Consider the following 21,166-nt stretch of genomic DNA (forward strand, 5'->3'; position numbering starts at 1 on the left):
AGGTACGTCAGCCGTCCACCCAGCGCAGCGCGCCGATCTTCAGGTGTTCGACGACGCTGCGCGTCCAGTCGAGCTCCGCATTGAGCAACACCAGCGCATGTTCGTTCTGCAGCAGGAACAGGCGCGGCACCTGGTCGGCCTGCGCGGTGGCCCGCAGCCCTTCCAGCCGTTCGCGCTCGGCGTCGAGCCGCGCGATCCGCAGCTCGAGCTGGTGGCGCGCGTCGTCGGCGTCGAGCAGCGGCAGGAACGCGAGACCGGCGCCGAACACCGGGAATTCGCGCGCGGGCTCCGCGAGCAGCGCATGCAGCCACGCCTGCCCCGCCGTGTGCCCGGCTTCGGTCAGCGCATACAGCGTGCGTTCCGGAAATGCCCCGTCGCGCTCGGTGTCGTGCACGGCGATCAGCCCGTCGCGCAGCAGCCGGTCGATCGTCTGGTAGAGGCTCGTGCGCTGCCGCACGTTGACGACTTCGTCGTATCCGCGGGCCTTCAGTTGCTGCAGCATCCCGTACGGATGCATCGGCGTTTCGGTGAGCGTCGCAAGGACGGCCAGCGCGAGCGGGGACGGACGACTCGTAGACATGAATAGTTAATTTATATCTAGTCAGAATATAACTATTCTCAACCAGACTATCTTATTTCACAAGGGTTTCAGCCGAGGTGCGATCGCTTCGCGGCCGGCGCGACGGTTTCCATCGTCGCGAGACCATGCACGATGCCGCAATCCTCGACCGAATGTTCGCCGACGCACTGGCGGCGCAATTCGGTGAGCTGGTCGCGCAGATGCGTGAGTTCCGCGAGGCGCGCATCGACGTGTCCGATGTGATCGTCGAGCAGCGAATTGATCGAATCGCAGCGGTCGGCCGGCGTGTCGGTGAGCCGCAGCAGCGCGCGGATTTCGTCGTGCGCCATGTCGAGCGCGCGGCAGTTGCGGATGAAGCGCAGCCGTTCGACGTGCACGTCGGTGTAGTTGCGGTAGTTCGAGTCGGTGCGCTCCGCATCCGGCATCAGCCCCTCTTTTTCGTAGAAACGGATCGTCTCGGGGGTGCAGCGGGCCGCCTTGGCCAGTTCGCCAATCTTCATGCCTTTCTCCCGTGTAAGGGTTGACCTTGTAGTGGCTTCAGGGTGTTAACTGTACTCCGTCAAGCCATTGAAAGCCATTGAGGAGGTTGTCATGACCGACGCCCAGCGTACCCGCGACCCGCGACACCGTCATGCCGGCGGCGCCGATGCATGCTGCGCCGACCCGCGCGACACGCAGACGGCGACCGTTGCCGATGCGGCGCCGGCGGCTGGCGAGCGCGCGCACGGCGAGGTTGTCTCGCGCGGCCGCGACCATGATCACGATCATTCGCACGACGACGCGCATCAGCACGGCGCGACGTGTTCGCACGACCACGCCGCGCATGACCATGCCGGTCACGACCACGACCACGACCACGACCACGACCACGACCACGACCACGACCACGACCACGACCACGACCACGCGGCCGGCGACTGCTGCGCGCCTGCCGCGCTGACGCTCGCGCCGCTGCCGGTCGCGCAGGCGACCGCGTCGGGTCATGTGCGCTCCGCGTTCCGGATCATGCAGATGGACTGCCCGACCGAGGAAACGCTGATCCGCAAGAAGCTCGGCGGGATGGACGAGGTGTCGGCGCTCGAATTCAACCTGATGCAGCGGATGCTGACCGTCGAGCACGTGCCCGGCGCGCAGCCGGCGATCGAAAGCGCGATCCGCACGCTCGGGATGACGCCCGAGGCCGCGACGGCCGACGCACCGGCGCCGCGCGTCGCCGACGCGCCCGCGAAGCCGTGGTGGCCGCTGGCGCTGGCCGGCGTCGCCGCGATCGCATCCGAAGGCGCGACGTGGGCCGGGCTGCCGGTATGGCTCGCGGCGGCGCTCGCGCTCGCCGCGGTGCTCGCGTGCGGGCTCACCACGTACAAGAAGGGCTGGATCGCGATCCGCAACGGCAACCTGAACATCAACGCGCTGATGAGCATCGCGGTGACGGGTGCGATGGCGATCGGCCAGTGGCCGGAAGCCGCGATGGTGATGGTGCTGTTTACGATCGCCGAATTGATCGAGGCGAAGTCGCTCGACCGCGCGCGCAACGCAATCCAGGGCCTGATGCAGCTCGCGCCGGATACCGCGACCGTGCGGCAGGCCGACGGCGCGTGGCGTACGATCGAGGCCGCGCAGGTCGCGCTCGGCGCGGTCGTCCGCGTGAAGCCGGGCGAGCGGATCGGGCTGGACGGCGAGGTCGTCGCGGGCCGCTCGACGGTCAACCAGGCGCCGATCACCGGCGAGAGCCTGCCCGTCGAAAAGGCGACCGGCGACGCCGTGTACGCGGGCACGATCAACGAATCGGGCTCGTTCGAATACCGCGTGACGGCCGTCGCGGCGAACTCGACGCTCGCGCGGATCATCCACGCGGTCGAGGAAGCGCAGGGCGCGAAGGCGCCGACGCAGCGCTTCGTCGACCAGTTCGCGCGCGTCTACACGCCGATCGTGTTCGCGGTTGCATTGCTGGTCGCGGTGGTGCCGCCGATCGTCATGGGCGGCGCGTGGCAGGACTGGATCTACCGCGCGCTGGTGCTGCTCGTGATCGCGTGCCCGTGCGCGCTGGTGATCTCGACGCCGGTGACGATCGTGTCGGGGCTCGCGGCGGCCGCGCGGCGCGGGATTCTCGTGAAGGGCGGCGTCTACCTGGAAGAAGGGCGCAAGCTCGCGTGGCTCGCGCTCGACAAGACCGGCACGATCACGCACGGCAAGCCGGTGCAGACCGACTTCGACCTGCATGCGGACGACGCCGATGCGGCGCGCGTGCGGCATCTCGGCGCGAGCCTCGCGGCGCGCTCCGATCACCCGGTGTCGCAGGCAATCGCGGCCGCGGCGCGCGATGCCGGCACGACGGCCTTCGCCGATGTGCAGGACTTCGAAGCGATCGTCGGGCGCGGCGTGCGCGGCACGATCGACGGCACGCGCTACTGGCTCGGCAACCATCGGCTCGTCGAGGAGCTGGAGCGTTGCTCGACGGCCCTCGAAGCGAAGCTCGACGCGCTGGAGCGCCAGGGCAAGAGCGTCGTGGTGCTGGTCGACGACGTGCGCGTGCTCGGCATCTTCGCGGTGGCCGACACGATCAAGGACACGAGCCGCGAAGCGATCGCCGATCTGCACGCGCTCGGCATCCGCACCGCGATGCTGACGGGCGACAACCCGCACACCGCGCAGGCGATCGCGCAGGAGGCCGGCATCGACGACGCGCGCGGCAACCAGTTGCCGGAAGACAAGCTCGCGGCGGTCGAGGCGCTGTCGGCCGGCGGCGCGGGCGCGGTCGGGATGGTTGGCGACGGGATCAACGATGCGCCGGCGCTCGCGCGTGCCGACATCGGCTTCGCGATGGGCGCGATGGGCACGGACACCGCGATCGAGACGGCCGACGTCGCGCTGATGGACGACGACCTGCGCAAGATTCCCGCATTCGTGCGGCTGTCGCGTGCGACGCACCGCGTGCTGGTGCAGAACATCGGCTTCGCGCTCGGCGTGAAGGTCGTGTTCCTCGGCCTCACGGTCGCGGGGCTCGGCACGATGTGGATGGCGGTCTTTGCCGACGCGGGCGCGAGCCTGATCGTCGTGGCCAACGGCTTGCGGCTGCTGTCGTCCTCCGGGGCGTTCGGCGGCGCACCGGCCAAGCGTTGAGGAGCGGGCGATGAGCTTTCTGAAACGGATCCTGGGCGGCCACGGCAGTGGTCATGGCGGCGGGCACGGCAGCGGTGGCCACGGCGGCGGGCATCACGGCGACCAGCGTCGTGACGGGCACGGCGGCCACGATGCACGCGGCCGGGATCGCCACGGCTGGGGCTGGCAGGCGCCGGCCGACGCGTCGAACGGCGGCCAGGGCGGCAACCTGCCGCTGAGCCAGCTCGCGTGCGCGGGCTGCGGCGCGCTGAATGCGGCCGATGCGCGCTTCTGCGCGCAGTGCGGCGCGGCCCAACGCAGCCGGGCCTGCAGCCGTTGCCACACGGCGCTGGCGGCCGACGCGCGTTTCTGTCCCGGGTGCGGGACGCAGGCGACTTAACACGCCTGCGCGCATGATCATCGGCCGGCGCGCGTCGTTTCACGGCGGGCCCGGCGGCCTGTCGATCAGCGCAACGGCAGGTAGATCTCGGTGCGCAGGTCGGCCGGCGCCGCATCCATCGGCGTGTTGAGGTACAGCTCGAACGGCGGCGCGTCGGCGGCTTCGCGGCCCGAGTGACGCAGCCAGTCGCCGTAGAGCCACTGGTAGGCCGTCTTCAGGTCCGCATACGGCCCCGTATGCAGCAGCACCGCGTACTCGCCGCCGGCCACCGTCGCGCGTTCGACCGGCGGCGCGGGCTCGACGTCCGGCGCGCCGTCGGCCGGCATGAAGCACACCTTCGCGCGCAACTGCGCTTCGGGCGTCGTGTCCGGATCGTCGTAGAAAATGCCGATCATCTTCGCGCCCGGGCCGATCAGCCCGTGCTGTCCGACCCACGCGCCGATCCGCCCGAACGCATCGCCGACCTTCAGGTAAGCGCCGGTGTGCGCGACCGCGTAGCCACGCAGTTCCGGCAGGCGCCGGATCTCGACCTCATGCTTGAACATGTCTTCCTCTCCTCTCTGTAGCGGGTAGATCGGCCGGTGCACGCCCGTGCGCCGGTGCTGGGCAGGCGGCACGCCGTAGGCGTCGCGGAATGCCCGCGCGAACGCGTGCGCCGAACCGTAGCCCGCGCGCCGCGCGATCTCGTCGATCGGCCGCGCGGTGCACACGAGATCCTCGGACGCGCGCACGATGCGCATCCGCCGTATCGTCAGCACGATCGACTCGCCGTACAGCGCGCGGTACACGCGTTGCCAGTGATACGGCGACAGGCACGCGACTCCGGCGAGCCGGTTCAGGTCGAGCGGGCCATCGAGGTGCGCGAGGATGGTTTCGTGAACGCGCGCCACGCTTGCCGCATAGCGGCGCCACGCGGGGCGGTCGGTTTTCGTTTCGGCTGTCATCGACGGGTCCGGGGCGAGAACGGAAACCACGGTAGCACGGGCGCGATGGACAAATCTTGCGGAAATGCGTAGCCGCCCTGAATCCGCCCCTTTTTATTTTCGCCGAAATGGGGTCTTGCCCCTCCGCAATCAATGACTAAAGTTAAAGACGGTGAAATCGGGTGATCGCGTCATTTTTCTCGGGTAAGTTGCTCGGACAGGGCCGCACGCTTTTCGAAGTACGCAGGTAGTTCGTCGATGTTCAATCGCAACACCACGTTTTCGGGAGAAGAAGAAATGGATGCTTCCAGCTTCATCACGTCGCTGCAGAGCACGCTAGGCGGATACCTGCCCAAGATCGCCGGCGCGATCGGCATCCTGGTGATCGGCTGGCTGATCGCGGTGGTGGTGCGGGCCGGCGCGCTGCGCCTGCTCAGTGCGCTGAAGGTCGACAAGCGGATCAGCGACAGCACCGGCCAGGGCGCGTGCGTCGAGCGCATCATCGCCGGCGGGCTGTTCTGGCTCGTGCTGCTCGTCACCGCGGTGGGCATCTTCAACGTGCTCAATCTGTATGCGGTTTCCAATCCGTTCTCGCTGCTCGTCACGCACATCGTCAACTACCTGCCGAACCTGATCGGCGGCGCGGCGCTGACGCTGATCGCGTGGCTCATCGCGTCGCTGCTGCGCAGCCTCGCGAACCGCGCGCTGAAGGCCAGCCGGATCGACGACAAGCTGTCCGAAGGCGCCGGCATGCAGCCGATGAGCGGCTATCTCGGCGATGTGCTGTTCTGGCTCGTGATCCTGATGTTCCTGCCGGCGATCCTCGCGTCGTTCGCGCTGTCGGGGCTGCTGTCGCCGGTGCAGGGGATGGTCGACAAGCTGCTCGCGATCGTGCCGAACCTGTTCGCGGCCGCGGTGATCGGCTTCGTCGGCTGGGTCGTCGCGCGCGTGCTGCGCGGCCTCGTGACGAACCTGCTGGTCGCCGCCGGCGCCGATCGCCTCACGCAGCGCCTCGACAGCCCGACGCCCGTGCGCGTGTCGAGCCTGATCGGCACGATCGTCTACGTGTTCGTGTTCGTGCCGACGTTGATCTCCGCGCTCGACGCGCTGAAGATCGAGGCGATCTCGATTCCCGCGACCAACATGCTGAACCAGTTCCTCGGCGCGGTGCCGGACATCGTCGCGGCGATCGTGATCGTGGTCGTCACGTTCTACTTCGCGCGCTTCGTCGCGTCGCTCGCGCAGAAGCTGCTCGAAGCCGCGGGCGCCGACGGGCTGCCGGCGGTGCTCGGCGTCGAGCGCGTGTTCTCGGGCATCTTGCAGCCGTCGGTGCTGGTCGCACGGCTGATCGTGTTCTTCGCGATGCTGTTCGCGTCGGTCGAAGCCGCGAACCGGCTCGGTTTCTCGCAGGTGCGCGACGTCGTCACGCTGTTCATCGAATTCGGCGGCCACGTGCTGATGGGCGGCGTGATCCTCGTGATCGGCGTGTGGCTCGCGGGCCTCGCGCGCCGCGTGCTCGAGCAGGCCGACCGCGAACACAGCGTGCTGTTCGCGCGCATCGCGCAATTCGCGATCCTCGGTCTCGTGTTCGCGATGGGGCTGCGCGCGATGGGCATCGCGAACGAGATCGTCCAGCTCGCGTTCGGCCTCGTGCTCGGCGCGATCGCGGTGGCCGTGGCGCTGTCGTTCGGCCTCGGCGGCCGCGAGGCAGCCGGCAAGCTGCTCGACCGCTGGTTCAACCAGCGCGGCGGCGGCCAGTAAGCACGGGCGATCCGGCCCGCGTCGTGCGGCCGGATCGCCGTTGCAACCCGCGCGGCCGGCGTTTCCGTCAGCGAAATGTCAGCCGCGATCTTTGCCGAATTTCGATAACACGTCGTTTAATGACTCTCTAGCATCGATTCTCAGTCGCGCGGGCCGGCAAGGCCCGGCGCCCTTGAGGAGAATGTCCGATGAAAGCAGAGTCGAATGGCCGGCCCGCCGCCGGCGCCAAGTCCGGCCAGCCCGCGCTGCAGCAGACGCTCGGGACCTGGCAACTGTGGGGCATCGCGGTCGGCCTCGTGATTTCCGGCGAATACTTCGGCTGGAGCTATGGCTGGGCGAGCGCCGGCACGCTGGGCTTCGTCATCACCGCGCTGTTCGTCGCGGCGATGTACACGACCTTCATCTTCAGTTTCACCGAGCTGACGACGTCGATCCCCCATGCCGGCGGCCCGTTCGCCTATGCGCGCCGCGCGTTCGGCCCGACCGGCGGTTATCTCGCCGGCGCCGCGACGCTCGTCGAGTTCGTCTTCGCGCCACCCGCGATCGCGCTCGCGATCGGCGCGTACCTGCACGTGCAGTTCCCCGGCCTCGAGCCGAAGCACGCGGCGATGGGCGCGTATCTCGTGTTCATGGCGCTGAACATCGTCGGCGTGCAGATCGCGGCGACCTTCGAGCTCGTCGTCACGCTGCTCGCGATCTTCGAGCTGCTGGTGTTCATGGGCGTCGTGTCGCCGGGCTTCGCGTGGAGCAACTTCGCGAAGGGCGGCTGGTCGGGCGCCGATCATTTCAGCGTGGGCGCGTTCCACGGGATGTTCGCGGCGATCCCGTTCGCGATCTGGTTCTTCCTCGCGATCGAAGGCGTCGCGATGGCCGCCGAGGAAGCGAAGAACCCGAAGCGCTCGATTCCGATCGCGTACGTCGCCGGGATCCTGACGCTCGTCGCGCTCGCGATCGGCGTGATGGTGTTCGCCGGCGGCGCGGGCGACTGGACCAAGCTCGCGAACATCAACGATCCGCTGCCGCAGGCGATGAAGTACATCGTCGGCGCGAACAGCGGCTGGATGCACATGCTCGTGTGGCTCGGGCTGTTCGGGCTCGTCGCGTCGTTCCACGGGATCATCCTCGGTTATTCGCGCCAGATCTTCGCGCTGGCCCGCGAGGGCTACCTGCCCGAATGGCTCGGCAAGGTCCATCCGCGCTTCAAGACCCCGCATCGCGCGATTCTCGCGGGCGGCGTGGTCGGCATCGCGGCGATCTACAGCGACGAGCTGATCCAGTTCGGCGGGCAGACGCTGACCGCGAACATCGTGACGATGTCGGTATTCGGCGCGATCGTGATGTATATCGTGAGCATGGCGTCGCTGTTCAAGCTGCGCCGCACGCAGCCGAACATGGCGCGGCCGTTCCGCGCGCCGATGTACCCGATCTTCCCGGCGTTCGCGATCCTGGCCGCGCTCGTCTGTCTCGGCACGATGGTGTATTTCAACGGGCTGGTCGCGCTGGTATTCGTCGGCTTCCTCGCGGTCGGCTACGCGTACTTCCTCGCGACGCGTTCGCAGCGGGCGAGTGCGCCGGGCGACGCGCTGCTGGAGGAGTGAGCAGCGTGAAGATGGCAGGCCGTTTCTGACGGCATCCGGCGCGCCCCGTCGAACGGGCGCGCCGTCGGCTTTTGGCAAGGATGGGCAAGGAGGCTCGCAGATGTCCTATACGGAGACGATCGGTCCGCGCACGTACCGCTTCGCGGACCTGAAGACGCTGCTCGCGAAGGCGAGCCCGCTGCGTTCCGGCGACCAGCTCGCCGGCGTCGCGGCGGCGAGCGAGGAGGAGCGCGTGGCCGCGAAGATCGCGCTCGCGGGCGTGCCGCTGAAGGCGTTCCTGAACGAGGCGGTGATTCCGTACGAAGACGACGAGGTCACGCGCCTGATCATCGACGATCACGACGCGCAGGCGTTCGCGGAAATCTCGCACCTCACCGTCGGCGATTTCCGCAACTGGCTGCTGTCGCCCGCGGCCGACGGCGCGGCGCTCGAACGGATCGCGCCGGGCCTCACGCCCGAGATGGTCGCGGCCGTGTCGAAGCTGATGCGCAACCAGGACCTGATCGCGGCCGCGCGCAAGCGCCGCGTCGTCACGCGCTTTCGCAACACGGTCGGGCTGGCCGGCCGGATGTCGGTGCGGCTGCAGCCGAACCACCCGACCGACGACGTGAAGGGCATCGCCGCGTCGATGCTCGACGGGCTGATGTACGGCTGCGGCGACGCGATGATCGGCATCAACCCGGCCACCGACAGCCTCGCGGCGATCGTCAAGCTGCTCGCGATGATCGACGCGTTCCGCGAACGCTACGGCGTGCCGACCCAGTCGTGCGTGCTCACGCACGTGACCAACACGATCGCGGCGATCGAGAAGGGCGCGCCGGTCGATCTCGTGTTCCAGTCGATCGCGGGCACGGAGAAAGCGAACGCGAGCTTCGGCATCTCGCTGGCCCTGCTCGGCGAGGCGCGCGAGGCCGCGTTGTCGCTGAAGCGCGGCACCGTCGGCAACAATCTGATGTATTTCGAGACGGGCCAGGGCAGCGCGCTGTCGGCGAACGCGCACTTCGGCGTCGACCAGCAGACCTGCGAAGTGCGCGCGTATGCGGTCGCGCGCAAGTTCGAGCCGTTCCTCGTGAACACGGTGGTCGGCTTCATCGGCCCCGAATACCTGTACGACGGCAAGCAGATCATCCGCGCGGGGCTCGAGGATCACTTCTGCGGGAAGCTGCTCGGCGTGCCGATGGGTTGCGACATCTGCTACACGAACCACGCGGAAGCCGACCAGGACGACATGGACACGCTGCTGACGCTGCTCGGGGCGGCCGGCATCAACTTCATCATGGGGATCCCGGGCGCGGACGACGTGATGCTGAACTACCAGAGCACGTCGTTCCACGACCAGCTCTACGTGCGCGAGGTGCTCGGGCTGCGCCGCGCGCCGGAATTCGAGGAATGGCTGGAGACGATGGAGATTGCCGACGCGCACGGCGTGCTGCGCACGGCGACGGCACGCGTGCCGCTGCTCGCGGGGGCGAACGACTGGATGGGGGTGTCCGCATGAGCGACGCCGTCGAGAAGAATCCGTGGGCGCAGCTGAAGTCGTTCACGAACGCGCGGATCGCGCTCGGCCGCGCGGGCAACAGCCTGCCGACCGCGCCGCTGCTGGCCTTCAACCTGTCGCATGCGCAGGCGCGCGACGCGGTGCACCAGCCGCTCGATGCGGACGCGCTGCGGCGCGAGATCGAGGCGGCCGGCCTGCTGCCGACGCTCGGCGTGCAGAGCGCCGCGCCGGATCGCGACCATTACCTGCGCCGGCCCGATCTCGGCCGCAAGCTGTCGGACGACAGCCGCGGGTTGCTGGCCGGCTACGGCGCGGCGCTCGACGAGGCGCCGGACGTCGTGTTCGTGGTCGGCGACGGGCTGTCGGCGTTCGCGGCCGCGAAGCAGGCGCTGCCGCTGCTGCAGGCCGTGCGGCCGCGGCTCGACGCGGACGGCTGGCGCGTCGGGCCGGTGGTGGTCGCGAAGCAGGCGCGCGTCGCGCTCGGCGACGAGATCGGCGAGCTGCTGCGCGCGAAGGTCGTCGCGATGCTGATCGGCGAACGGCCGGGGCTCAGCTCGCCGGACAGCCTCGGCGTGTACCTGACGTGGGCGCCGAAAGTCGGCTGCCACGATGCGCTGCGCAACTGCATCTCGAACGTGCGGCCCGAAGGGCTGCCGCATGCGGCAGCCGCGCACAAGCTGCATTACCTGATGACGCATGCGCGCCGCCTCGGGCTCACCGGCGTGGGGCTGAAGGACGACAGCGATGCGCTGCCGCCGCCGGCGGAAGCCGGGCGGATCGGCGCGGCGTGACTACCTGAACAGCCGCTCGCACAGGAAATCGACGAACACGCGCAGCTTCGGCGACAACTGCCGGCTCGACGGCCACACGATCGAGAACTGCCCCGGCGCGATCCGGTAGTCGTCGAGCACGGTGACGAGCGCGCCGTGTTCGAGTGCGTCGCGCGCGAGGAAGTCGGGCATGTAGCCGATGCCGAGCCCCGCGAGCACGGTGCCGCGCAACGCCTCCATGTTGTTGCAGGTCATCGCGGTGCGCAGCTTCAGCGGCGTGCCGTCGTCGGCCGCGAGCGCCCAGTCCTGCAGCTTGCCGGTGGTCGGGAAGCAGTAGCGTATGCAGTCGTGCGCCTCGAGGTCGCGCGGCGTGCGCGGCGTGCCGGCCTGCGCGAGATACGCGGGCGTCGCGCACAGCACGAACGCGAACGGGCCGAGCCGCCGCGACATCAGGCTCGAATCGGACAGCGGGCCGCTGCGGATCACCGCGTCGAACCCGCCCTCGACGACGTCGACCATCCGGTCGTTGAAATCGAGATCGAGCTCGACGTCCGGATAGCGCTGCCGGAATTCCGGCAGTACGGGCAGCAGGAAGCGGTAGCCGATCACCGGCAGGCTCACGCGCAGCCTGCCGCGCGGGCGCTGCGCGGACGCCGTCACGGCCGCTTCCGCATCGCGGAAATCCTCGAGGATCCGCTGGCAGCGTTCGTAGAAGTGTCGTCCCTCGTCGGTGAGCGTGACGCGTCGCGTCGTGCGGTTGAACAGGCGCACGCCGAGCGACTGTTCGAGTTTCGCGATCGTCTTGCCGACCGCCGACGCCGAAATGCCGAGCGCACGGCCGGCCGCGACGAAGCTCAACGCTTCGGCGGTGCGGACGAACGCGACGATGCCGGAGAGGTTTTCCATCGTTCCATCGAATCGAAGGGCGCAAGACGACGCTCGCGCCACGGGAATTGCGGAATTTTAGTCCGTTATATGCGGAGCTTTGCGTAGTTTTTCGCGGATTGAATCGGATTTATCTTCTGTCGCTCTGACGGCGCAGCCGCGCCGGCTTTTCGAGGAGCGATGATGGATCACCCTGTATCGGCCGTTTCGGCCCAGTCGGCGCGCCGGCGCGCATGGGTGCTGGCCGCCGTCTGCATGGCCGCCGTCGCGCTGCCGCTGTCGTTTTCGGGCGGCGCGGTCGCGACGCCGGCCATCGGCCGCGACCTGCACGGCAGCCCGGTCGCGATGAACTGGATCACCAACGCGTTCATGCTCGCGTTCGGCAGCCTCCTGATGGCGTCGGGCGCGCTCGCCGACCAGTTCGGGCGCAAGCGCGTGTTCGCGATCGGCGTCGGCGGCTTCACGCTGATGTCGGTCGCGCTCGCGTTCGCGCCGTCGATGCTCGCGGTCGACCTGCTGCGCGCCGCGCAAGGGCTCGCGGCCGCCGCGGCGCTCGCCGGCGGTACCGCCGCGCTCGCGCAGGAGTTCGACGGCGCGGCGCGCACGCGTGCGTTCAGCCTGCTCGGCACGACCTTCGGCATCGGGCTCGCGTTCGGGCCCGTGCTCGCCGGCGGCCTGATCGGGCACTACGGCTGGCGCGCGATCTTCATGACGAGCGCGGTGGCCGGCGTGTTGTCGCTCGTGTTCGGGCTGCCGCGCATGCACGAGTCGCGCGACCCGCACGCGACGGGGCTCGACTGGCCGGGCACGGCCGCGTTCACGGCCGCGCTGACGCTGTTCACGTTCGGCGTGATCGAGGCGCCCGCGCGCGGCGGGTCGAGCGCGCTCGTGATCGCGCTGCTGGCCGGGGCGGCGCTTGGCGCGGCTGCGTTCGTGACGATCGAGACGCGTGTCGCGCGGCCGATGCTCGATCTGTCGCTGTTTCGCATCGCGCGCTTCGTCGGCGTGCAGGTGCTGCCGGTGTCGACCTGCTGCTGCTACATCGTGCTGCTCGTCGTGCTGCCGCTGCGCTTCATCGGCATCGACGGCTTCAGCGAGATCGACGCCGGCTGGCTGATGCTCGCGATCTCCGCGCCGATGCTGGTCGTGCCGTTCGTCGCGGCGACGCTCACGCGCTGGCTGTCGGCCGGCGTGATCTCGGGGCTCGGGCTCATCGTCGCGGCGGCCGGGCTCGTGTGGCTGGGCATCGCGTTGCGCGGCGGCGCGGGGCCCGCGGCGATCGCGCCGATGCTCGCGATCGGCGTCGGCGCCGGCATGCCGTGGGGGCTGATGGACGGGCTGTCGGTGAGCGTCGTGCCGAAGGAGCGCGCGGGGATGGCGACGGGCATTTTCAGCACGACGCGGGTGGCCGGCGAGGGGATCGCGCTGGCGATCGTCGGCGCGGTGCTGGCCGCGCTCGCGCGGACCGGGCTGACGCAGGCGGCGGGCGCGGCCGGCACGCCGGACGCGACGCTGCGGGCGGCCGCACGGCTCGCGACCGGCGATCTCGCGGGCGCGGCCGCCGCGTTGCCGGGCGTCGGGCACGCGGCGTTGATCGCGAGCTACGCGCATGCGTTCGACCGGCTGCTGACCGGGCTGGCCGTCGTTACCGTGTTGTGTGCCGCCGTGGTGTTCGCGTTTCTCGGCGGGCGGGCTGCCGTGGCTGAAACGCCTGAAGCGGATGACGGCGCCGGCGCGCCAGTGCGCGGCCGGATCGAACCGGCCTGCGCGGAAACGCACGGACGTTGAGCGTTGCGTCGTCGTCGCGCGTGGCGGTGCGGATGACGGCAAGCCGCGCGCCGGCCTATTCCGTCGCGCGTGGATCACACGCGACGCGTCATGCGAGCACGAGCGGCGGCAGCGCCGCATCGGCCCGCGCCTGTGCCCGTTCCACGTCGACCACCACATAGCGCAACGCATCGGGCCACAGGTGCGCGCGGCTTCCCGCATCCTCGTCGATCGTCGCGCGTCCCTGCACGAGCCAGGTCGTCTGGCGCACGAAATCGACGAACAGCAGCGCGATCGCGGGATTCACGAGCAGGTTGCCGATCGTATTGAAGAGGTTGTTGCCCGCGAAGTCGGGCAGCACGAGCGTGCGGCGGTCGGGCAGGTGGACGAGCGGCTCGAACGAGCCGTCGCCGCGCGGCTGGCGGCCGCGGTACGAGCAGTCGCCGTTGCCGGCCGCGTCGGCGGTCGCGACGATCAGGAACGCCTGCTCGCGGATGAACGCGATGGCGTCGTCGGTCAGCGGGCACGGGTCGTTCATGGTGTCGGGCGGCGCGAAGGCCGTTGCGTGTCGATCGTCGGGTCGCATGCAAGCGACATGCCACGCGGCGCGGCCCGCATCCGCGTGCAGCGCAGTGCCGCGCACTGTGGAAATTTCGAACACCGGCCGCGCCGCTGCGCAATCGCGGTGTTCAGAATCGGCGCACCCATCGTGCTTCACGCGTGAACACCGCACGGTGCGCACACGGGCCGGCGGCGATCGACGTGGTCATGTCCTGTTTGGCACGCATGTTGCGTAAACGGATGCAGCGCATTCCAACCGGCGCTGCATCCACACAAAGCACGATGAACAGGAGACATGTATGAACCCGTTTGACCTGAAGCAACTGGGCCTCGACGTCGAATACCCGTACCGTCAGCAGTACGACAACTACATCGGCGGCAAGTGGGTCGCGCCGGTGAAGGGCGAGTATTTCGAGAACGTGTCGCCGATCAACGGCCAGCCGTTCTGCCGCGTGCCGCGCTCGGGCGCCGACGACATCGAGCTGGCGCTCGACGCCGCGCACGCCGCGCGCCGCAAGTGGGGCAAGACGTCCGTGGCCGAGCGCGCTAACCTGCTGCTCGCCGCCGCCGACCGGATGGAAAAGAACCTGAAGCTGCTGGCCGTGGCCGAGACGATCGACAACGGCAAGCCGCTGCGCGAGACGATGGCCGCCGACCTGCCGCTCGCGATCGACCACTTCCGCTACTTCGCGGGCTGCATCCGCGCGCAAGAGGGCGGCATCTCCGAGATCGACGACAACACCGTCGCGTACCACTTCCACGAACCGCTCGGCGTGGTCGGCCAGATCATCCCGTGGAACTTCCCGCTGCTGATGGCCGCGTGGAAGCTCGCGCCGGCGCTCGCGGCCGGCTGCTGCGTCGTGATGAAGCCGGCCGAGCAGACGCCCGCGTCGGTGCTGGTGCTGATGGAGCTGATCGGCGACCTGTTCCCGGCCGGCACGATCAACATCGTGAACGGCTTCGGCAAGGAAGCGGGCGAAGCGCTCGCGACCAGCAAGCGGATCGCGAAGATCGCGTTCACGGGCTCGACGCCGGTCGGCAAGCACATCCTGCGCGCCGCGGCCGAGAGCCTGATCCCGTCGACGGTCGAACTGGGCGGCAAGAGCCCGAACATCTTCTTCGCCGACGTGCTCGACCAGGACGACGCGTTCCTCGACAAGGCGCTCGAAGGGCTCGCGATGTTCGCGCTGAACCAGGGCGAAGTGTGCACGTGCCCGTCGCGGATCCTGATCCAGGAATCGATCTACGAACGCTTCATCGAGAAGGCCGTCGCGCGCGTCGAACGCATCAAGGCCGGCCACCCGCTCGACCTGCAGACGATGATCGGCGCGCAGGCGTCGCAGCAGCAGCTCGACAAGATCCTGTCGTACATCGACATCGGCCGCGGCGAAGGCGCGCAATGCCTGACGGGCGGCGAGCGCACGGCGCCGGCCGCGGAACTCGGCACGGGCTACTACGTGAAGCCGACGATGCTGCTCGGCAACAACAAGATGCGCGTGTTCCAGGAAGAGATCTTCGGGCCGGTCGCGTCGGTGATGACGTTCAAGGACGAGCAGGAAGCGATCGAACTCGCGAACGACACGTTCTACGGGCTCGGCGCCGGTGTGTGGACGCGCAACGGCACGCGTGCGTACCGGATTGGCCGCGAGGTCGAGGCCGGCCGCGTGTGGACCAACTGCTATCACCTGTACCCCGCGCATGCGGCGTTCGGCGGCTACAAGCAGTCGGGGATCGGCCGCGAGACGCACAAGATGGCGCTGTCGAACTATCAGCAGACGAAGTGCCTGCTGGTGAGCTATCAGGCCGAGGCGCTCGGGTTCTTCTGATCGCCGACACGGGGGCAAGCGCCGGGACGCACCGGCCGGCAGCGCAACGCCGGCCGGTGCGGTTGCCGGTCTTTCACGGTGACGCGGGCAGCGCATACGGCGCCGGGCGCGCTCGCGCGGCGCGTGGCCCGTTTCGATTTCGACATTCGGCGCCGGCGCTGCATCGTCGCATCCGGCACCGGAGACGACACCGGCGGCCGCCCGTTCGCGGCGGCACGGTGCGCTCACGCGCTTAACAAGAACCAGCATGGCAGAACCGCCCCGATCCTTTCCGCGTCACCCGGTATTTCATCCGGGTGAACTCGACGCGCAGCACCGCTTCGGCGTCGCCGACGAAGCCGAGCGGATGAGCGACGTCGTGACGACGCGCCTGAGCATCGGCGTGCGGCAGTTTGTCGAATCGCAGCCGTTCATGTTCGTCGGCGCAGCGGGCGGCACCGGCGCTGTCGTGACCTGCGACATCGTGCAGAGCCTGCGCGATGCGAACGGCGATCTGCTGCCCGTCGTTCGCGTGATCGACACGAAGACGCTGCGGTTTGCGTTGGCCGCACATGACGGCGGCGGCCGGATCGCGTCGGCCGTGTACGACGGCAGCGGTGTCGGGTTGCTGTTCGTCGATTTCGTGCGCGGGATCCGGTACCGGATCAACGGCCGCGCCACGTTGCGGGCCGATCAGCCCGAAGCGGACGCGGCGCCGTGGGCGGCGGGCAGCACGATCGTCGAGCTGGCGGTCGCGCAGGCGTACGGCAACTGCGGCACGCGGGTCGTGCGGCTGAAGCCGGCCGGCTAGCCGGTGTGTGGGAGCCGGTCGCGGCACGGATGCGCGGTCGCGGCGCATGTTGCACCGCGTATCGCACCGGCGGCGTGCGCGCCCCGCCGCCTTCGGGTGCGCCCGCATGGCGCGTATCGGCCGGACAGCGTGCAATGGCGGGCGATTCGCTGGGCCATGCGGTTCGGCACGGGACTTGCGTGACAGGCGCGGTTCCGCGCAGGTGAGGGAGGACACGATGGATCAATACGTGGCGTGCAGGGAAGAACCGACCGCCGAAGACACGCGGCGCAATGCGCAGGGCGACGATGCGCTGGCCGGGCAGGCGGTCGTCAGCGTCGCGCACGATGCGGACGAGCAGGCGCGCAACCTGATCGGCTGGCGGCAGACCTACGACCAGCTCGCGGCCGGCCGCTTCGTCGGCACGCTGACCGAGCTGCCGCTCGACACGATGAAGCTGTTTCGCGAATCGACGAGCCACCTGCTGCGTCAGGCGTGCGAAGTGCGCGGCGACGCGTACTGGTTCGGCATTCCGCTCGTGTCCGACGGCACGGCGCGCGTCGATGCGTGCCGCATCGGGCCCGGTGCGCTCGCGTTCCGGCCCGGCAACGTCGAATTCGAACTGGTGACGCCCGCGCAGTTCTCGATCTACGGCGTCGTCGTGCGCGGCGACGTGCTGCGCCGCTACGCGCAGGAGGTCGAACGTCGTGCGCTCGACGAGCGGCTGTTCACGCAGTGCGTGATGCAGGTCGGCGATGCGCGGCTCGCGCGCCTGTGCGCGCTGCTCGGCCGCCGCCTCGACGGCGCGGTGGCGATGGCCGGCCCGCTGCCCGATGCGCAGCGCGACGACCTGCAGGCCGACGTGCTGGCCGCGCTGTTCGACGTGTGCGCGCACCCGGCCGACGACGGCAGCGGCGCCGCGCCGTCGACGCGGCGCTGGATCGTCGATCAGGCGCGCGACTACGTGCTCGCGCACCGCACGCGCCCGGTCGGCGTGCCGGAATTGTGCGAGCAGTTGCACGTGAGCCGGCGCACGCTGCAGTACTGCTTCCAGGACGTGCTCGGGATGGCGCCCGCGACCTACCTGCGCACGCTGCGGCTGAACGGCGCGCGGCGCGACCTGTGCGGCCGCGCAGCCGGCTCGGTGCAGGATGTCGCGGAGGCATGGGGCTTCTGGCACCTGAGCCAGTTCGCGACCGATTACCGGCGCCTGTTCGGCAAGCGGCCGTCGGAGACGCTGCGCGATCGCGCGGTGCGAGTCGGCGCGGGGTGACGAAGGCGGCGGGGGCGACGTTCCGACTCGCTGCCGCGCCCGGGTTCCTTATCCGGTGGCCGCCGCCGCATCGCGCGGTGCGGGCCACGGCAGCCCATCCCAGTCGACGTTCCGGTAAGCGGCTTCGACCGCCGCGAGATCGTCCGGCCGCTCGCTGCGGTGCAGCCCGCGCAATTCGGCCGGCAATTCGAGTTCGACCGGTACGCAATGCGGATAGTCGCGCACGCGCAGCGCCGGCCCGATCGTCGTGAAGCACGCGAGCGTCGGCACGTCGAAACCGTCGGCGAGATGCAAGGCGGCCGTGTCGGGCGCGAACAGCAGGCGGGCGCCCTTGACCCACGAGATGAAGCGCGCGGTGTCGGTGGCGTCGCCGCTCACGTCGACGTAGTCGGGATGCGCGACCGGGCCGAAACCGGCCACCGGCAGCCCGTAGCGCTGCACGAGCCGATCCACGAATGCCGCGCGCAGCGCGGGCGGCACGCTGCGCACGGCGGTGCTCGCGTTCGGGCAGAACAGGACGTACGGCCGCTGCCACGCGGCCGGCAGCGCGGGCAGCGGCAGCCGGGCGAGCCAGCGGTTGCGCTTCGCGGCGGCCGGTACGGCGGCCGGGTCGACGCCGAGCGCATCCAGGAAGAAATCGATCATCGGCAGCCGCGCGAATGCGGGCCAGTACAGGTGATTGCCGACGTCGATGCATGGCGCATCGGCGGGCAGCGCGTCGACCGGGCACGGCAGCGTGCGCGACGGCGCGACGACGTCGGCCGCGAGCGCATACAGCGTGTCGACATAGCGCGGCGCGCGGGCCGGCCGGTACAGCGTGAAACGCAGGCCCGGGTGGGCCGCACGCAGCGCGGCGACGGCCGTCAGCCCGATCACCGAATCGCCGAGCGTGACGCCCATTCCGTTGATCACGTGCACGTGTCGCGCGTCGTCGTAATCGAGCCGGAACGGCCGATGCGCGGCGTGCAGCAGGCCGAGCGCGGGCGCGGCCGGCACGTGGCCGTCGGCACGCAGGTTGCCGGACTCGAGGTCGTACGGCGCGACGAGCGCGCCGTCGGGCGCGAGCAGCGTGCCGGGGCAGGCCAGCGCGTCCTCATGCGACAGCCCGGCGCCGGGCGGCGCGGTGTGCGTGTCCACCGTCACCCGCCGCGCGCCCGGCGGCCTTGCTCGCGGATCTGTTCGAGCGTTGCGGCCGGCGTGCTGGCGTCCTGCGGGATGCGGATCTCGATCACCGCGGGCAACCCGCAGGTCAGCGCGCGCTCGAGCGCGGGCGCGAATTCGGCGGTGCGCTCGACCGTCTCGCCATGCGCGCCGAATGCACGCGCATAGGCGGCGAAATCGGGATTCGTGAGCCCCGTGCCGTGCACGCGGCCCGGATAGTTGCGCTCCTGATGCATGCGGATCGTGCCGAAATGCCCGTTGTTGACGACGATCGCGACGATGTTCAGCCCGTACTGCATCGCGGTCGCGAGTTCGTTGCCGGCCATCATGAAGCAGCCGTCGCCCGCCAGCGCGACGACCGCGCGCGACGGGTACAGCGACTTCGCGGCGAGCGCGGCCGGCAGCCCGTAGCCCATCGCGCCGCTGGTCGGCGCGAGCTGCGAACGGAAGTGCCGGTACGCGAAGTGGCGATGCAGCCAGATCGCATAGTTGCCGGCGCCGTTGGTCAGGATCGCGTCGTGCGGTAGGCGCTCGCGCAACTGCACCATCACGTCGCCGAGCTGGACGTCGCCGGGCATCGGCAGCGGCGCATGCCATTCGCGGTACGCGCGATGGGCGTCGGCGGCCGCGCCGGCCCATGCCGGACGGGCGGGCGGCTCGAGCGCGGCAAGCGGCGCGGCGATCTCGGGCATCCCCGACACGATCGGCAGGTCGGCCGCATACACGCGGCCGAGTTCGTCGGCGCCCTGGTGCACGTGGATCAGCGTCTGGCGCGTTTTCGGGATGTCGAGCAGCGTATAGCCGCCGGTCGTGGCTTCGCCGAGGCGCGGCCCGATCACGAGCAGCAGGTCGGCGTCGCGGATGCGCTTCGCGAGCGCGGGGTTGATCCCGAGGCCGACGTCGCCCGCGTAGTTCGGGTGCGCGTTGTCGATCGTGTCCTGGAAGCGGAACGCGCACGCGACCGGCAGTTGCCAGCGTTCGACGAAGGTGCGCAGGTTCGCGCACGCGTCGGGCGTCCAGCCGCTGCCGCCGACGATCACGAACGGCCGCTCCGCGCGCGCGAGCCGCTCGCGCAGCTCGTCGAGCTGCGCGGCCGACGGCGCGGCCGCGACGCGTTTCGCGGCCGGCACGACGGGTTGGGACGCGCACGCTTCGGACAGCACGTCCTCCGGCAGCGCGAGCACGACCGGGCCGGGCCGGCCCGACGTCGCGACGTGAAACGCATGGCTCAGGTATTCGGGGAGGCGGCGCGGGTCGTCGATCTGCGCGACCCATTTCGCCATCTGGCCGAACATCCGGCGGTAGTCGATTTCCTGGAAGGCTTCGCGGTCGAGGTGCTCGCGTGCGCACTGGCCGACGAACAGGATCATCGGCGTCGAATCCTGGAACGCGGTGTGCACGCCGATCGACGCATGGGTCGCGCCGGGCCCGCGCGTGACGAATGCGATGCCGGGACGGCCGGTCAGCTTGCCGACCGCTTCGGCCATGTTCGCGGCGGCCGCCTCGTGACGGCAGACGACCGTCTGGATGCGCGCGGTGTCGTCCGCCAGCGCATCGAGTACGGCGAGGAAGCTTTCGCCCGGCACGCAGAAGACGCGTTCGACGTGATTGGCGAGCAACGCATCGACGAGCAGTCGCGCACCGGTGGTGGCGCGCGGCTCGAGATCCTTGGCATGCGACATGGGCTGCCGTCTCCCTGGGTAGCGGGACGTACAGCTTACGCCCGTTGGCCGGGCGCTGAAAAGTGCCGCGGCAAGCGGGGTGACGCTGCTTGATCCTCGCGCTGTACTGGAATCCCAAGGCGCGCGAGGATCGCGCCGCGATCATGGACCATATCGGCCAGGACGATCCGCTGGCCGCGCTCGAACTGGACGAACTGCTGGAGGAGAAGGCAGCGGCGTTGCCGGCGCGCGCGGAACTGTATCGGCGAGGGCGCGTGGCAGGTACGCGCGAACTGGTGATTGCGCCGAACCATGTGCTCGTCTATCGCATTCGACCCACCGGGCACATCGTGGCAATTCTTCGCGTGTTGCATGCGCGACGGCAGTGGCCGTGATGGCGTCATGCGGATACATGGCTTGCATCGAGCCTGTCGCGGTGTGCATGAACCCCGCCCGCGAGCGGAAGAAGATCATCCCGACAAACCGATCGCCGCTCACGCTGTGCCGCTCGACGTCGTGCTCGTGACCCACAACGAGCGGGACTTCGCCGGTTATCCGGGCTTGCGGCTCGAGAGCGGGTTGAACGACTGATGCACGCCCGTTAGCGCCCGGCGGCCATGCGGGACATCGTGAC

The 21,166-nt window shown here is 69.7% G+C and carries 18 protein-coding genes and 1 pseudogene; 12 read left to right on the forward strand and 7 right to left on the reverse strand.

Translation table 11 applies throughout. The features are described from left to right. Positions 1 to 7: 7 nt before the first annotated feature. On the reverse strand, positions 8 to 580 hold the full coding sequence (locus HWX00_RS23820) for a PadR family transcriptional regulator (RefSeq protein WP_059559456.1): 573 nt from the start codon (positions 578 to 580) through the stop codon (positions 8 to 10). Positions 581 to 648: 68 nt separating this feature from the next. Continuing rightward, positions 649 to 1,080 (reverse strand): Cd(II)/Pb(II)-responsive transcriptional regulator, encoded by a 432-nt coding sequence (gene cadR, locus HWX00_RS23825; protein WP_006477300.1) that lies wholly within the window; start codon positions 1,078 to 1,080, stop codon positions 649 to 651. A 91-nt stretch (positions 1,081 to 1,171) separates the two neighbouring features. On the opposite strand from cadR, the gene HWX00_RS23830 reads away from it, so the two are divergent. Then, positions 1,172 to 3,700: a heavy metal translocating P-type ATPase gene (locus HWX00_RS23830; RefSeq protein ID WP_175027847.1), complete on the forward strand. Its 2,529-nt coding sequence runs from the start codon at positions 1,172 to 1,174 to the stop codon at positions 3,698 to 3,700. A gap of 10 nt (positions 3,701 to 3,710) precedes the next feature. After that, positions 3,711 to 4,079 carry a zinc ribbon domain-containing protein gene (locus HWX00_RS23835; protein WP_059559451.1) on the forward strand — a complete coding sequence of 123 codons (369 nt, stop codon included), beginning with the start codon at positions 3,711 to 3,713 and terminating at the stop codon, positions 4,077 to 4,079. A 65-nt stretch (positions 4,080 to 4,144) separates the two neighbouring features. On the opposite strand, the gene HWX00_RS23840 is transcribed toward HWX00_RS23835, so the two are convergent. Next, on the reverse strand, positions 4,145 to 5,023 hold the full coding sequence (locus HWX00_RS23840; RefSeq protein WP_175027846.1) for an AraC family transcriptional regulator: 879 nt from the start codon (positions 5,021 to 5,023) through the stop codon (positions 4,145 to 4,147). Positions 5,024 to 5,299: 276 nt separating this feature from the next. Between HWX00_RS23840 and HWX00_RS23845 the strand changes: the two genes are divergently transcribed. The 4 genes from HWX00_RS23845 to eutC all read left to right on the forward strand — a co-directional run bounded on the left by HWX00_RS23845 (position 5,300) and on the right by eutC (position 10,650). Further along, entirely contained in the window at positions 5,300 to 6,763 is a 1,464-nt protein-coding gene (locus tag HWX00_RS23845; RefSeq protein WP_069705858.1) for a mechanosensitive ion channel, read from the forward strand. 188 nt (positions 6,764 to 6,951) lie between these two features. Next, a complete protein-coding gene (gene eat, locus HWX00_RS23850; protein WP_034188150.1) occupies positions 6,952 to 8,361 on the forward strand; it encodes an ethanolamine permease in 1,410 nt (469 codons plus the stop codon). Between the two features lie 100 nt (positions 8,362 to 8,461). Continuing rightward, a complete protein-coding gene (locus tag HWX00_RS23855; RefSeq protein WP_034188149.1) occupies positions 8,462 to 9,859 on the forward strand; it encodes an ethanolamine ammonia-lyase subunit EutB in 1,398 nt (465 codons plus the stop codon). After that, positions 9,856 to 10,650 (forward strand): ethanolamine ammonia-lyase subunit EutC, encoded by a 795-nt coding sequence (gene eutC / locus HWX00_RS23860; RefSeq protein WP_034188148.1) that lies wholly within the window; start codon positions 9,856 to 9,858, stop codon positions 10,648 to 10,650. Before HWX00_RS23855 ends, eutC begins: the two co-directional genes overlap by 4 nt. On the opposite strand, the gene HWX00_RS23865 is transcribed toward eutC, so the two are convergent. Then, positions 10,651 to 11,535, reverse strand: coding sequence for a LysR family transcriptional regulator (locus tag HWX00_RS23865; RefSeq protein WP_059559446.1), 885 nt, complete (start codon positions 11,533 to 11,535; stop codon positions 10,651 to 10,653). A 162-nt stretch (positions 11,536 to 11,697) separates the two neighbouring features. Between HWX00_RS23865 and HWX00_RS23870 the strand changes: the two genes are divergently transcribed. Then, positions 11,698 to 13,302 carry an MFS transporter gene (locus HWX00_RS23870; protein ID WP_175868147.1) on the forward strand — a complete coding sequence of 535 codons (1,605 nt, stop codon included), beginning with the start codon at positions 11,698 to 11,700 and terminating at the stop codon, positions 13,300 to 13,302. A gap of 88 nt (positions 13,303 to 13,390) precedes the next feature. Here the strand turns inward: HWX00_RS23870 and HWX00_RS23875 are convergent, their stop codons facing one another. Beyond that, a complete protein-coding gene (locus HWX00_RS23875) occupies positions 13,391 to 13,819 on the reverse strand; it encodes a pyridoxamine 5'-phosphate oxidase family protein (protein WP_059559541.1) in 429 nt (142 codons plus the stop codon). A gap of 322 nt (positions 13,820 to 14,141) precedes the next feature. On the opposite strand from HWX00_RS23875, the gene exaC reads away from it, so the two are divergent. The 3 genes from exaC to HWX00_RS23890 all read left to right on the forward strand — a co-directional run bounded on the left by exaC (position 14,142) and on the right by HWX00_RS23890 (position 17,710). After that, complete coding sequence (gene exaC, locus HWX00_RS23880) at positions 14,142 to 15,668, forward strand: acetaldehyde dehydrogenase ExaC (protein WP_175029222.1); 1,527 nt, start codon at positions 14,142 to 14,144, stop codon at positions 15,666 to 15,668. A 247-nt stretch (positions 15,669 to 15,915) separates the two neighbouring features. Further along, positions 15,916 to 16,458, forward strand: coding sequence for a hypothetical protein (locus HWX00_RS23885; RefSeq protein WP_124670642.1), 543 nt, complete (start codon positions 15,916 to 15,918; stop codon positions 16,456 to 16,458). Between the two features lie 217 nt (positions 16,459 to 16,675). Then, complete coding sequence (locus tag HWX00_RS23890; RefSeq protein WP_034188143.1) at positions 16,676 to 17,710, forward strand: helix-turn-helix domain-containing protein; 1,035 nt, start codon at positions 16,676 to 16,678, stop codon at positions 17,708 to 17,710. A 48-nt stretch (positions 17,711 to 17,758) separates the two neighbouring features. Here HWX00_RS23890 and HWX00_RS23895 read toward each other — a convergent pair whose 3' ends face one another. Then, a complete protein-coding gene (locus tag HWX00_RS23895) occupies positions 17,759 to 18,853 on the reverse strand; it encodes a glycosyltransferase family 9 protein (RefSeq protein ID WP_175029223.1) in 1,095 nt (364 codons plus the stop codon). Next, positions 18,850 to 20,553 carry a thiamine pyrophosphate-binding protein gene (locus tag HWX00_RS23900; RefSeq protein WP_175029224.1) on the reverse strand — a complete coding sequence of 568 codons (1,704 nt, stop codon included), beginning with the start codon at positions 20,551 to 20,553 and terminating at the stop codon, positions 18,850 to 18,852. Before HWX00_RS23900 ends, HWX00_RS23895 begins: the two co-directional genes overlap by 4 nt. Positions 20,554 to 20,642: 89 nt before the next feature. Here HWX00_RS23900 and HWX00_RS23905 point away from each other — a divergent pair, with 89 nt between their 5' ends. Then, a complete protein-coding gene (locus HWX00_RS23905) occupies positions 20,643 to 20,927 on the forward strand; it encodes a type II toxin-antitoxin system RelE/ParE family toxin (protein WP_175029225.1) in 285 nt (94 codons plus the stop codon). 73 nt (positions 20,928 to 21,000) lie between these two features. After that, positions 21,001 to 21,123 (forward strand): annotated as a pseudogene (locus HWX00_RS23910) (VapC toxin family PIN domain ribonuclease); the annotation flags it as partial. Positions 21,124 to 21,166 lie beyond the last annotated feature (43 nt).

It is taken from the genome of Burkholderia seminalis DSM 23518 (assembly GCF_902832885.1).
GTDB classification, from domain to species: domain Bacteria; phylum Pseudomonadota; class Gammaproteobacteria; order Burkholderiales; family Burkholderiaceae; genus Burkholderia; species Burkholderia seminalis.

What these genes read in the sequence shown, in the direction of transcription:
- eutC (WP_034188148.1), top strand. Translation starts at nt 9,856, where the DNA reads ATGAGCGACGCCGTCGAGAAGAATCCGTGGGCGCAGCTGAAGTCGTTC.
- HWX00_RS23830 (WP_175027847.1), top strand. Translation starts at nt 1,172, where the DNA reads ATGACCGACGCCCAGCGTACCCGCGACCCGCGACACCGTCATGCCGGC.
- HWX00_RS23855 (WP_034188149.1), top strand. Translation starts at nt 8,462, where the DNA reads ATGTCCTATACGGAGACGATCGGTCCGCGCACGTACCGCTTCGCGGAC.
- HWX00_RS23885 (WP_124670642.1), top strand. Translation starts at nt 15,916, where the DNA reads ATGGCAGAACCGCCCCGATCCTTTCCGCGTCACCCGGTATTTCATCCG.
- HWX00_RS23820 (WP_059559456.1), bottom strand. Translation starts at nt 580, where the DNA reads ATGTCTACGAGTCGTCCGTCCCCGCTCGCGCTGGCCGTCCTTGCGACG.
- exaC (WP_175029222.1), top strand. Translation starts at nt 14,142, where the DNA reads ATGAACCCGTTTGACCTGAAGCAACTGGGCCTCGACGTCGAATACCCG.
- cadR (WP_006477300.1), bottom strand. Translation starts at nt 1,080, where the DNA reads ATGAAGATTGGCGAACTGGCCAAGGCGGCCCGCTGCACCCCCGAGACG.
- HWX00_RS23900 (WP_175029224.1), bottom strand. Translation starts at nt 20,553, where the DNA reads ATGTCGCATGCCAAGGATCTCGAGCCGCGCGCCACCACCGGTGCGCGA.
- HWX00_RS23845 (WP_069705858.1), top strand. Translation starts at nt 5,300, where the DNA reads ATGGATGCTTCCAGCTTCATCACGTCGCTGCAGAGCACGCTAGGCGGA.
- HWX00_RS23835 (WP_059559451.1), top strand. Translation starts at nt 3,711, where the DNA reads ATGAGCTTTCTGAAACGGATCCTGGGCGGCCACGGCAGTGGTCATGGC.
- HWX00_RS23890 (WP_034188143.1), top strand. Translation starts at nt 16,676, where the DNA reads ATGGATCAATACGTGGCGTGCAGGGAAGAACCGACCGCCGAAGACACG.
- HWX00_RS23840 (WP_175027846.1), bottom strand. Translation starts at nt 5,023, where the DNA reads ATGACAGCCGAAACGAAAACCGACCGCCCCGCGTGGCGCCGCTATGCG.
- HWX00_RS23875 (WP_059559541.1), bottom strand. Translation starts at nt 13,819, where the DNA reads ATGAACGACCCGTGCCCGCTGACCGACGACGCCATCGCGTTCATCCGC.
- HWX00_RS23865 (WP_059559446.1), bottom strand. Translation starts at nt 11,535, where the DNA reads ATGGAAAACCTCTCCGGCATCGTCGCGTTCGTCCGCACCGCCGAAGCG.
- HWX00_RS23870 (WP_175868147.1), top strand. Translation starts at nt 11,698, where the DNA reads ATGGATCACCCTGTATCGGCCGTTTCGGCCCAGTCGGCGCGCCGGCGC.
- eat (WP_034188150.1), top strand. Translation starts at nt 6,952, where the DNA reads ATGAAAGCAGAGTCGAATGGCCGGCCCGCCGCCGGCGCCAAGTCCGGC.